Below are 11,196 nucleotides of genomic sequence, written 5' to 3'. Positions count from 1 at the left end.
ACGTCGATTGGCTCCTAAGGAGTTGAAAGTTCGGTACCCGCGGGCGTGCCGTGCTGTCGTTCGCGATCCAGTGCATCCTGCAGCAACACCACCGCTGCCGCCTGATCGATGACCTCGCGCGAACGAGATGCTTGCTTACCTGCGGCACGGAATTGGCGAGCCGCACTCACGGTCGTGAGTCGCTCATCCAATAACCGCACGGGTGCCCCGACGATAGCCGCTAAATCCTGGGCGACACTCACCGCATCCTCAGTCGAGGGCGTGGACTCACCGCGCATATTAAGCGGATGGCCGACGATGAGCTCGAGGACCTCGTACTCCGCCGCGAGTTCGGCAATCCGAGTGAGGTGACTGCCCGACTCAAGATCACGTTTCACCGTTTCCAACGGGATCGCGAGCAGACCGTCGGGGTCCGAACGAGCGATGCCGATGCGGGCCTTCCCGACGTCAATGCTGAATCGAATACCGCGACGCACTACGTGCTCATTAGCTCTCGACGAACGGCTTCGAGGGCCTCGGGCAGCTTGCTGGCGTCCTGGCCACCACCCTGCGCGACATCGGGTTTTCCGCCGCCACCGCCGCCGAGAATGCCGGCGGCGAGCTTGACGAGCGCACCGGCTTTAACGCCGAGGGCGCGGGAGGCGTCATTGGTTGCGACAACGATCACAGGCTTGCCATTCGCTTCCCCGCCAAGCGCCACCACGGCCGCCTCACTACCGAGTCGCTCCCGCACATCGAGCACGAGTTGACGGACCTCGTCGGCACCACCGATGGCGCCCAGCGCAGCACCCACATAGGCAATCGATCCTGCTTGCACGGCGCCACCCACGAGCTCAGGTACGCGCCCGCGCAGGGCCGCAGCCTCGAGCTCGGCGATGCGCTTTTCGGCACGCTTGAGGTTGGCCAGGAGGTCTTCCACCCGGTTCGTCACCTGTTCGCGGGGTACTTTGAGGCCGCTTGAGAGTTCGCGCACAATTGCGCGTTCCGTTGCGAAGTCAGTGAAGGCGTTCCGCCCGACGAGTGCCTCGACGCGCCGGTTCTGTGCACCCACGCTGGACTCGCCAATGAGATTGACCAGGCCGACCTCCGATGAGTGCTCGACGTGCGTACCACCGCAGAGCTCACGTGACCACGGTCCGCCGATCTCCACCATCCGCACGGTTGAGCCGTATTTCTCACCGAACAGCGCGCGGGCACCGAGTGCCTTCGCCTCATCGATCGGCATCGTTCGGGTGATGACTTCATAGTCGGCGCGAACAGCGTTATTCGAGATCTCCTCGAGCTCGGTCCGGGTTTCCACGCTCAGCGGTTGGTTCCAGGAGAAGTCAAGGCGCATGTAGCCGGCCTTATTGAAGGAGCCGGACTGGTGTGCATCGGGGCCGAGGGTGTCTCGGAGTGCGGCGTGGATGAGGTGAGTCGCGGTGTGCGCTTCGTTGGCCTGACGACGGTAGGTCGCATCCACTACGGTCTCCACCCGCTCACCCACGCCAACGTCACCCGCAGTCACGGTTACCGAGTGCGCGGTGAGGCCTGCGACCGGCTGCTGCACATCGTCGACCTGTGCTTCAAAGCCGCCGGCGGGCGCGATGATCCAACCCTGGTCCGCATCCTGGCCACCGGCTTCCGCGTAAAGCGTGGTCTGCGCGAGGATGATTTCCGCGTGCTGGCCGGCACGAGCGACCGGAACGCTTTCGCCGTCAACGATGATGCCGAGCACTTCCGATTCGGTGCGAAGCTCGTCATAGCCGAGAAAGAGCGTGGTTCCCTTGGCACGGAAGTCGCTGTAGACGGAGAGGTCAGCGAGTGCCGAGCGTCGTGACCGGGCATCCGCCTTGGCACGCTCGCGCTGCTCGGTCATGAGCTCATTGAATTTCTCGCGGTTGACATTGAGACCGGTCTCATCGGCCATCTCGAGCGTGAGGTCGATGGGGAAGCCATAGGTGTCGTGGAGCTTAAACGCCACGTCGCCCGCGAGCTGTGCCGAGCCAGCCGCCTTTGCCCCAGCAACCGCATCCTCAAAGATGGTGGTGCCCTGAGCAAGCGTGCGCAAGAAGGCTTCCTCTTCCGCGTAGGCAATGCGAGCGATGCGGTCGAAGTCTCGCTCCACCTCGGGATACGCATCCCGCATGGCGCGCATCGAGGTGGGGAAAAGGCTTGGGAAGGTGGCGGTGTCGACCCCGAGCAGCCGCATATTGCGCACCACGCGACGCAGGAGTCGTCGCAGGATGTAGCCGCGGCCTTCGTTGCCGGGCTGTACCCCGTCGGCGATCAGCATGAGTGAGGACCGAACGTGGTCGGCGACCACGCGCATCCGCACGTCGTCGTCATCCTCCTCGCCGTACTTTCGTCCCGAGAGGCTCTCCGCGAGGTCGAGCACTGGTCGCACCTGGTCGGTCTCGTACATGTTCTCGACACCCTGGAGCAGGAAGGCGATGCGTTCGAGCCCGATTCCGGTGTCAATATTTTTCTTCGGCAGTTCCCCGAGAATCTCGAAGGTGCCGTCACCCTTGTCCACGCCTCGCTCAAACTGCATGAACACGAGGTTCCAGATTTCGACGTAGCGGTCGTGGTCCGTGGCTGGCCCACCGTCGGGTCCGTATTCGATGCCGCGGTCGAAGAAGATTTCCGAGTCCGGCCCCGCGGGCCCACCGGGTTTGCCAGCAGACCAGTAGTTGCTCTCGGCATCGAGTCGCTGGATGCGCTCTTCGGGCAACCCCGCAATCTCCCGCCAGAGATTGAATGACTCGTCGTCTTCACGATAGACCGTGACCCAAAGATCCTTAGGGTCAAAGCCGAGGCCACCTTCGTCTTGTGCCGTCGTGAGGAAGGTCCACGCGTACTCAATCGCTTCACGCTTGAAGTAGTCGCCGAATGAGAAGTTGCCACCCATTTGGAAGAAGGTGCCGTGCCGCGGGGTGCGTCCAACCTCCTCAATGTCATTAGTACGGATGCATTTCTGCACGCTCGTAGCCCGCGGGTAGGGTGCGGGGACCATCCCGGTCATATACGGGATGAACGGGACCATTCCCGCGATGGTGAACATCACGGTGGGGTCCTCGGAGACGAGCGAGGCTGAGGGGACCACCTCGTGGTTGCGGTCCTCAAAGAACTTCAGAAAGCGACGCTTAATTTCTGCGGTCTGCATGGCAGGGTGGCACCAGGTTTCGTGTCTAGTCAGCTGAGAGTGGGTTAGCGGCCTTCGGCCTCGAGTGCGGCGTAAATCGCTTCAGTGCGAGCTTTGTAGCCCTGCTTCACGGCATCCGTTACTTCATCCACGCGGGCGTTGATCTTCGCGAAGCATTCGCGCCCCTTCGGGGTGGAATTGATGAAGTGTGCGAGGGCGAAGCCACCGATGACACCGCCACCAATGAGCGCGGCGGTCCGGAAGAAGTTGCGCATGCTGTTCCTTATTCAAAAGTTTGCGGGATCTGCAATGGGGATTGCTCGGTTGAAGGGTGTCGTTGCCACAAACTAGCGGCGCTTACGCCCTTTGGGCCGCAATGCGCGGAAACCGGCAACGGCCGCGGCAGAGAAACCGGCAAGTTTAATGAGCGGGCCACCCACTGTCGCTGCGGTCAGCGCGACCAGCGAATTCACATTGCTTGTGACCTCGTGTGCGTTGGTGGTGATCGAATCGATCTTTGCGAGCTGCTTATTGGTCTCCTGCATGGTGACCTGGGTCTCAGCAAGCGTCGGGGTGATTTCGTCTACCGATTCCCGGATGCCGCGACGCAGTTCGTCGAGCACGCCGCCGAGTTTGAGGATCGGCACGGCGAGCAAAGCGACGAGAATCAGAAATACACCAGCGGCGATGAGGCCTGCGATGTCACCACCCGACATAAACACTCCTGAGGTTGATCGAAATTCTTGCGTTAACGCATTGAGGGCGGATCGCCTGCTGGCGATCCGCCCTCAATGCTAGCGGTCTTGAGAACTAGCGCGCAGCGTAGTACTCAACCACGAGCTGGACCTCACACTGGATCGGCACCTCTTCACGCTTCGGGCGACGGTCGAGGGTCGCCTGGAGCTTGTCGAGTTCAACACTGAGGTAACCCGGTACCGCGGGGAGCACCTCAGCGTGGCCACCAGCCGCAGCAACCTGGAAGACTTCGAGTTCTTCCGAGCGTGGCTTGACGTGGATGAGCTGGCCCGGCTTCACGCGGAAGGACGGGCGGTCAACGATCTTGCCGTTGACGAGGATGTGACGGTGCACGACGAGCTGACGCGCCTGTGCGGTGGTGCGTGCAAAGCCGGCACGGAGCACGAGCGAGTCGAGACGCATTTCGAGCAGCTCAACGAGGTTCTCACCGGTCAGACCGGGAGTCTTACGAGCTTCCTCGAACGCGATGCGCAGCTGCTTCTCACGCAGACCGAACTGGGCGCGAAGACGCTGCTTCTCGCGCAGACGAACGGCGTAGTCACTCTCGGTGCGACGACGGGTGCGGCCGTGCTGGCCGGGTGCGTAGGGGCGCTTTTCGAGGGCGCGAGCCGCCTTAGGGGTCAGGGCAACGCCGAGGGCGCGCGACAGGCGCACCTTCGAACGGGTACGGGTCTTCTTAGACAAGAGAAGACTTCCTTTCAGTAATATTCGCAATTGGCGCGCGTGAGCGCGCAGATGAGTTGTGCTCTCCGCCCCTGTCTTGGATTCAGGGCGTCAAACGCGATGTATGTCCGATGCATCCGGCTACAGGACCAGCATCTTCCGACTCCAGGGCGCAGCCGCACACAACTGGAATCAGGACCGCGCTAGCTTACCACGAACGAGTAATTCGGCGCAGCCGTTCGAGGCGATTACTGATCTCGCGCTCCCAACCGAGCTCGGTCGGCTGGTAATATTCTCGATCGGTCAGTGGATCCGGCAGGTATTGCTGTGCGACCACACCGTGCTCATCGTCATGCGGGTAGCGATATCCCTTGCCGTGACCGAGCTTTGCGGCACCCGCATAGTGTGCGTCCCGAAGGTGCGGTGGTACCCGGCCGATGCCACCGGCCTTGACCTCGGCAATAGCCTGATCAATCGCCATGTAGGCGGCATTCGATTTCGGCGCGGTCGCAAGGTAAATGGTTGCTTCCGCGAGTGGGATGCGTGCCTCCGGCATGCCGATCAACTGCACCGCACTCGCTGCAGCTTCGGCAATGAGGAGCGCTTGCGGATCGGCCATGCCAATGTCCTCGGCGGCGTGCACGATGAGCCTTCGGGCGATGAAACGGGCGTCCTCCCCCGCGACGATCATGCGCGCGAGGTAGTGCACTGCCGCATCCGGATCAGAGCCACGAATCGACTTAATGAAGGCGCTCGTCACGTCATAGTGCTCATCACCGTTTTGGTCGTAGCGAAGCAGCGCCTGGTCGCTCGCGCCTTCCACGTCTTCTGCCGTGATTCGTTCGCGACCGTCCGCTTGTGCCCCCGAGGCGGATGCTTCGAGGGTGGTCAGTGCGCGGCGGGCGTCTCCGCTTGCGAGCCGGATAATTGCGGCCTTTGCCTCCGAATCGATGCTGACCTCATCCTTAAGGCCGTGCGGAGCGCTCACCGCGCGATCGATGAGTTCCTCGAGGTCAGCATCCTCGAGCGGGCGAAGTGTCAGCAGCAGCGATCGACTCAGCAGCGGTGAAATCACCGAGAACGAGGGATTCTCGGTGGTCGCCGCGACGAGCGTCACCCAGCCCTGTTCGACTCCCGGAAGCAGCGCATCCTGCTGTGCCTTCGTAAATCGGTGAATCTCATCGAGGAAGAGCACAGTCTGCTCCTCATAGAAATCTCGTTCACGAAGCGCATCATCCATGACTTTTCGGACATCCTTGACACCCGCAGAAATGGCGGAGAGCTGGATAAAACGCCGCTTGCCTGATCCGGCCAAGGCCTGGGCGATCGTGGTCTTGCCGCTGCCCGGAGGGCCCCAAAGAATTACCGAGGTTCCCGCGGTATTGGCCGCATCCGCGCTCGCGAGGCGCCGCAGCGGTGAGCCTGGGCGAAGCAGGTGCTGCTGACCAACCACCTCGTCGAGATTCCGCGGTCGCATCCGCGCGGCAAGCGGCGCAGTTCCGCCGCCACCGAGTGTTACCTGATCAGTCATCAGAGGAATGTTAGTAAACTGCCCTGGTTATTAGCCCCGCGAAGACGGGGATTGTGTTCACGTCAAGGGGAATAAGTGGCCGACTCATCCAAGCAATCACGCGAAGAGCGCCGACGCGCGCGCCAGTATGAGGCACGCATGGTGGTAAACGACGTGCAGCAGGATCGTCGCCGCAGCGACAACGGGATCGGCATTCTCGTACTCATCGTGGTCGCGGTGCTCGCAGTCGGGGCGCAGTTGGCGTTCTACTTCACCGGGGGCCAGACCACCATCGCCGACCCAACCCCGACTCCCACCTCAGCGGAATCCGAGATCCCCGCCTCAGATCCGGCACTCGCTGAGCCGACGGGCACACCGCCGCCGGCCACCATTGCCGAGGATCGCGAGTGGACCGGCACCATGACCCTCAATGAAATCCCCGTCGAGATCTCCATTGACGGCGTGAACGCACCGCAGGCCGCGTCAAACTTTATTGATCTCTCGCAGTCCGGTTACTACGCCGACACCCCCTGCCACCGCCTCACCACGGAGGGCCTGTACGTCCTCCAGTGCGGGGATCCAACCGGTAGCGGTTCGGGTGGCCCAGGCTATTCCTTCGGTCCGCTCGAGAACATTCCCGAAGACGGTGTGTACCCCGCTGGCACCATCGCGATGGCTCGTGCTCAGGCCGAGGATTCCATGGGCTCGCAGTTCTTCATCGTCTACGAGGACACAGAGCTGCCCGCACCCGGTTACACGATATTTGGCCAGGTCACCGGTGGGCTTGACGAGTTGCAGACCGCTGTCATTGACGAGGGTGTTCAGGGTGGCGTCTCCGATGGTCCGCCGTTGGTTCCCGTCAGCATCACCGACATCACCCTCGAGTAGTTGCTTGGCGTTGGTTTCAAGGACCGAACCTGATTTGGGCGTACTCACAGATGCAATACGATGTGGGTACGTCTGCCAGCACGGCACTGTGCCGTGTTTCACCCCTGATGAGCACTGAGGAACACGCATGTCTGGTCTCCCCGTACATCCTTTTGGTCGCGTCGAAGAAGACGGGACCGTCTACGTCACTGACGGAGAGAAGGAACGATCTGTCGGGCAGTACCCCGACGGAACCCCTGAAGAGGCACTGGCCTACTTCGTTCGTAAATTTGATGATCTTGCGGGACAGGTAACCCTGCTCGAGCAGCGTGCTCGTGCCGGTGCCAATGCCGCGGATGTGGCGAAGTCGGTCCGGCACCTGCGCAGCCAGCTTGACGATGCCAATGCTGTCGGTGATCTTGGCGCACTCCGTACTCGGCTCGGTGCGCTGGATACCGAAGTTGAACAGTTGAGCGGACAGCAGAAAGAAGCACAGCAGGCCGCCCTCACCGAAGCACTCGCGCACCGCGAGTCCATCGTCGTAGAGGCAGAGAAACTCGCCGCGCAGAACCCCGCTTCCATTCAGTGGAAGCGTACTTCGGCACAGGTTGAGGAGCTTTTCGCCCAGTGGCAGCAGCACCAGAAGGATGGTCCGCGACTGCCAAAGAACGATGCCAACGCACTTTGGAAGCGCTTCCGCACCGCTCGCACGCATCTCGACACCGAGCGGCGCAAGTTCTTCGCCGAGCTGGATGCACAGCACAAGGTCGCGCGCGAAGCCAAACAGCGAATCATTGAGCGCGCCGAGGCACTCGCGCCCAAGGGCGCCGATGGTGTTCCCGAGTATCGAAACCTACTGGATGAGTGGAAGGCCGTCGGTCGCGCGGGTCGCAAGCACGATGACGCGCTGTGGGACAAGTTCAAGGCCGCCGGTGACGCGCTCTTCCAAGCCAAGGCCGAACTCGATGCGAAAGATAATGAGGAGTTCCAGGCAAACCTCGTTCAGAAGCAGGCACTGCTGGACGAAGCGGAGCCACTGCTCAAGGTCACCGATCGGCAGTCCGCACGCGAGAAGCTGCGAAGCATCCAGGAACGCTGGGACGAAATTGGCAAGGTTCCGCGCGATTCCTTCCGTCAGATCGAGGACCGACTGCGGAAGGTAGAGCAGCACGTGCGTCAGCTCGATGACGAGCACTGGCAGAAGTCCGATCCCGAGAAGCAGGCACGCCAGAACGGCATGGCTTCGCAGCTTGAGGATGCGATTGCCAAGCTTGAAGAGGAACTCGCCGCCGCGAATGCCTCCGGCAATCCCAAGAAGATTAAGGAAGCCGAGGAGGCACTTGAGGCACGTCGGACGTGGCTCAAGGCAATCGGAGGCTAAGTCAAGCGCAATAGCGGATTAGTGGGTTGGGGATAACGTAGTTTTCCCCAACCCACTGTCGTTTCCGGCAGCTGCATTTTCCGGATGTTGCAAGATGTCGGCATGACACCGCAATCGACCAGCGCCTCATCGACATTGATGCCGCGACATTCGTTATTTCAGTTGGATCAGTTTTCCGAGACCGAGCTGCGGGCGATGCTCCTCGCGGGTGAGCTTGAGATCCATGGGATTCGCGGATTCGAGTTTTTCCTACCGGTCGGTGTGCAACCAACTCGAGAGGAGCGAGCTCTAAGCCTCGCGCACCTCATGCGACCGGGACGCGTCATGACCGGGCCGACCGCCCGCTGGATTCACGTGGGCGGGCCCACCCCACAGGTGGTGGAGCTTTCGCGCCGCAGCGGTCGAACACTGCTCGTTGATCACCCGCTGCGCGCCAGATTCAAACGACTGCGAGACCGCGAAGTCATTGCCTGTGCGGGAGTCGTCGTCACCACGGTTGCGCGCACGATGGCTGATCTTCGTGGCGACGGGCTCCATGATGAGGCTGCGTTACTGAAACCGCTCCTCGAGAGTGGCGCTCAACCGGCTGGGAAGGCGGGCTAGGCAGTCGGGTTCGCTAAGTGTTGTGGACGCGATACACGTCGTAAATACCGTCAATCTGCCGCACTGCCGAGAGCAGTCGGTCCAAGTGGGTGGTGTCCCCCATCTGGAACGAGAATTTCGAGATCGCGACTCTTGCCTTCGAGGTGTGCACCGATGCCGAGAGAATGTTGACGTGGTACTCGGAGAGCACGTGGGTGATCTCGCTGAGGAGTCCCGCCCGGTCAAGGGCCTCCACCTGAATATTGACGAGGAATAGCGCCTGGGAGCGCTCAGCCCACTCCACGTCGATCATTCGCTCGGGTTGCCGCTCGAGCTCGGTGACATTTCTGCAGTCGCTTCGGTGCACCGAAACACCCGTACCGCGGGTGATGAAGCCGACGATCTCGTCGCCCGGCACCGGCGTGCAGCATTTCGCGATTTTCACGAGAATGTCCGGGGCGCCGCGCACCAGGACTCCGGAATCACTGACCGCGGTTTGCTCGACCGCCTTGCCCGTGATCTCTTGCTGTTCGGAGAGCTCTTCAACGGTCTCGCTGTCAGCACGCAGCTCATCCGTGAGCTTCTCCATGACCGACTGCAGTGACACGTTGCCGTCGCCGACGGCGGCGTAAAGACCGGACACATCCACGTAGCGAAGTCGGGAGGCTACCGTCGAAAAGGCTTCTTGCACCAGGTCAGCCGAGTAGCGCCACTGCTGTTTGCGCATCGCCTTGGCGATCTGGTCCTTCCCGATCTCGATCGCTTCATCGCGTCGCTCTTTGGAGAACCACTGCCGAATCTTGTTCCGAGCACGCGGAGAACCCACAAAGGCCAACCAGTCCTGCTTCGGCCCCGCATCCGGATTCTTGGAGGTCAAAATCTCGACCGTATCGCCGGTCTGGAGCTTGGTATCGAGCGACACCAACCGCTGATTCACCTTCGCACCCATCGTGCGATGCCCCACATCGGTGTGGATGGCGTACGCAAAGTCAACCGGAGTTGCCGACTGCGGTAAGCCAATGACCTTCCCTTGCGGGGTAAAAACATATACCTCTTTAGCGCCGATTTCGAAGCGCAGTGAATCGAGGAACTCATCCGAATCAGAGGTTTCTTGCTGCCAGTCATTAATGCGCTTGAGCCAGGCCATCTCACTGGTCCCGGATCGCGGCAGCTGCTGGCGTCCGGAGGACATGTTTTGCTTGTACATCCAGTGCGCCGCAACACCGTACTCCGCGCGCTGGTGCATCTCCTGCGTGCGGATCTGAATCTCCACAGCCTTACCGTCGGGGCCGATTACCGTGGTGTGCAGCGACTGATAGAGATTGAATTTCGGGGTCGCAATGTAGTCCTTGAATCGCCCCGGCATTGGCGTCCACCGCGCGTGAATTGCGCCGAGCACTGCGTAGCAGTCGCGGACCGTGTCTACGATAATCCGAATCGCAATGAGGTCGTAGATCTCATCAAACTCGCGGCCGCGAACCACCATCTTTTGATAGATCGAATAGAGCTCTTTTGGTCGGCCCATCACCTCGCCGCGAATGCGCATATCGCGCAGATCCACGCGGATATCACCCATGACGCGGCTGAGGTACCGTTCGCGCTGCGGCTGTCGCTCACGCACGAGGTGTTCAATCTCAGAATAAATCTTTGGCTGCAAGACGGCGAAGGACAACTCTTCGAGTTCGTTCTTCATGGTCTGAATACCCATGCGGTGCGCAAGCGGAGCGTAGATCTCCATCGTCTCGCGAGCCTTCTTTTTCGCCTTCTCCGGCGGCATGAATCCCCAGGTCCGGGCATTGTGCAGGCGATCGGCCAGTTTGATCACGAGCACGCGAATATCTTTCGACATTGCGACGATCATCTTGCGTACGGTCTCGGCCTGGGCCGCATCCCCGTAGGTGACCTTATCGAGCTTCGTCACACCATCCACCAGCATGGTGATTTCATCGCCAAAGTCTTGCCGCAGTTCTTGCAGCGAATAGTCGGTATCCTCGACCGTGTCGTGCAGCAAGGCTGCGGCAATCGTAACCGGGCCAATACCGAGCTCCGCAAGAATCGTGGCCACCGCGACGGGGTGAGTAATGTACTCCTCACCCGATTTGCGAAACTGCCCCGAATGCCATTTCCTCGCGACTTCGTAGGCACGCTGCACCAACGCGGTGTCGGCTTTCGGGTCGTGCTTGCGAATCGTCCGGATGAGTGGAGATATTTCGGGGCTCGCGGGCGACTTCGTAAAAATTCGCGGCACGAGGCGACGCATGGACATCGAGCTTTGATCGCTCACCTTGCATCACCCCCTGCCGCGAAGAAGCC

10 protein-coding genes are annotated in these 11,196 nt (G+C 61.1%); 3 read left to right on the top strand and 7 right to left on the bottom strand.

The features are described 5' to 3' along the window. Positions 1-14: 14 nt before the first annotated feature. The 6 genes from ruvX to ACTHXA_RS11100 all read right to left on the bottom strand — a co-directional run bounded on the left by ruvX (position 15) and on the right by ACTHXA_RS11100 (position 6,074). Entirely contained in the window at positions 15-476 is a 462-nt protein-coding gene (gene ruvX, locus ACTHXA_RS11125) for a Holliday junction resolvase RuvX (protein ID WP_441672330.1), read from the bottom strand. Then, positions 476-3,145, bottom strand: a complete 2,670-nt coding sequence (gene alaS, locus ACTHXA_RS11120) for an alanine--tRNA ligase (protein ID WP_441672328.1) — start codon at positions 3,143-3,145, stop codon at positions 476-478. Before alaS ends, ruvX begins: the two co-directional genes overlap by 1 nt. A gap of 44 nt (positions 3,146-3,189) precedes the next feature. Beyond that, positions 3,190-3,399: a hypothetical protein gene (locus tag ACTHXA_RS11115; RefSeq protein ID WP_441672326.1), complete on the bottom strand. Its 210-nt coding sequence runs from the start codon at positions 3,397-3,399 to the stop codon at positions 3,190-3,192. Positions 3,400-3,471: 72 nt separating this feature from the next. Further along, positions 3,472-3,840 carry a DUF948 domain-containing protein gene (locus tag ACTHXA_RS11110; RefSeq protein ID WP_441672324.1) on the bottom strand — a complete coding sequence of 123 codons (369 nt, stop codon included), beginning with the start codon at positions 3,838-3,840 and terminating at the stop codon, positions 3,472-3,474. Between the two features lie 94 nt (positions 3,841-3,934). Continuing rightward, the gene (gene rpsD, locus ACTHXA_RS11105) at positions 3,935-4,564 is read right to left on the bottom strand and encodes a 30S ribosomal protein S4 (RefSeq protein ID WP_441672322.1); all 630 of its coding nucleotides are present in this window, start codon (positions 4,562-4,564) and stop codon (positions 3,935-3,937) included. A 187-nt stretch (positions 4,565-4,751) separates the two neighbouring features. Continuing rightward, a complete protein-coding gene (locus ACTHXA_RS11100; protein WP_441672320.1) occupies positions 4,752-6,074 on the bottom strand; it encodes a replication-associated recombination protein A in 1,323 nt (440 codons plus the stop codon). 75 nt (positions 6,075-6,149) lie between these two features. Between ACTHXA_RS11100 and ACTHXA_RS11095 the strand changes: the two genes are divergently transcribed. From ACTHXA_RS11095 to ACTHXA_RS11085, 3 genes are all read left to right on the top strand, one after another. Then, on the top strand, positions 6,150-6,941 hold the full coding sequence (locus ACTHXA_RS11095) for a peptidylprolyl isomerase (protein WP_441672318.1): 792 nt from the start codon (positions 6,150-6,152) through the stop codon (positions 6,939-6,941). A gap of 127 nt (positions 6,942-7,068) precedes the next feature. Next, positions 7,069-8,301, top strand: a complete 1,233-nt coding sequence (locus ACTHXA_RS11090) for a DUF349 domain-containing protein (protein WP_441672316.1) — start codon at positions 7,069-7,071, stop codon at positions 8,299-8,301. Positions 8,302-8,463: 162 nt separating this feature from the next. Continuing rightward, the gene (locus ACTHXA_RS11085) at positions 8,464-8,904 is read left to right on the top strand and encodes a hypothetical protein (protein WP_441672314.1); all 441 of its coding nucleotides are present in this window, start codon (positions 8,464-8,466) and stop codon (positions 8,902-8,904) included. Between the two features lie 13 nt (positions 8,905-8,917). Here the strand turns inward: ACTHXA_RS11085 and ACTHXA_RS11080 are convergent, their stop codons facing one another. Then, positions 8,918-11,149, bottom strand: coding sequence for a RelA/SpoT family protein (locus tag ACTHXA_RS11080; RefSeq protein WP_441672401.1), 2,232 nt, complete (start codon positions 11,147-11,149; stop codon positions 8,918-8,920). Between the last annotated feature and the right edge of the window lie 47 nt (positions 11,150-11,196).

The sequence above is a fragment of the Gulosibacter sp. genome (genome assembly GCF_052090685.1).
GTDB lineage: Bacteria > Actinomycetota > Actinomycetes > Actinomycetales > Microbacteriaceae > Gulosibacter.
The sequence above is the reverse complement of the archived record's forward strand: the minus strand, read 5'-3'. Positions and strand labels throughout refer to the sequence as shown.

Coding starts and splice junctions, on each gene's coding strand:
- alaS (WP_441672328.1), bottom strand. CDS start 3,145: ATGCAGACCGCAGAAATTAAGCGTCGCTTTCTGAAGTTCTTTGAGGAC.
- ACTHXA_RS11115 (WP_441672326.1), bottom strand. CDS start 3,399: ATGCGCAACTTCTTCCGGACCGCCGCGCTCATTGGTGGCGGTGTCATC.
- ACTHXA_RS11110 (WP_441672324.1), bottom strand. CDS start 3,840: ATGTCGGGTGGTGACATCGCAGGCCTCATCGCCGCTGGTGTATTTCTG.
- ACTHXA_RS11100 (WP_441672320.1), bottom strand. CDS start 6,074: ATGACTGATCAGGTAACACTCGGTGGCGGCGGAACTGCGCCGCTTGCC.
- ACTHXA_RS11090 (WP_441672316.1), top strand. CDS start 7,069: ATGTCTGGTCTCCCCGTACATCCTTTTGGTCGCGTCGAAGAAGACGGG.
- ACTHXA_RS11080 (WP_441672401.1), bottom strand. CDS start 11,149: ATGTCCATGCGTCGCCTCGTGCCGCGAATTTTTACGAAGTCGCCCGCG.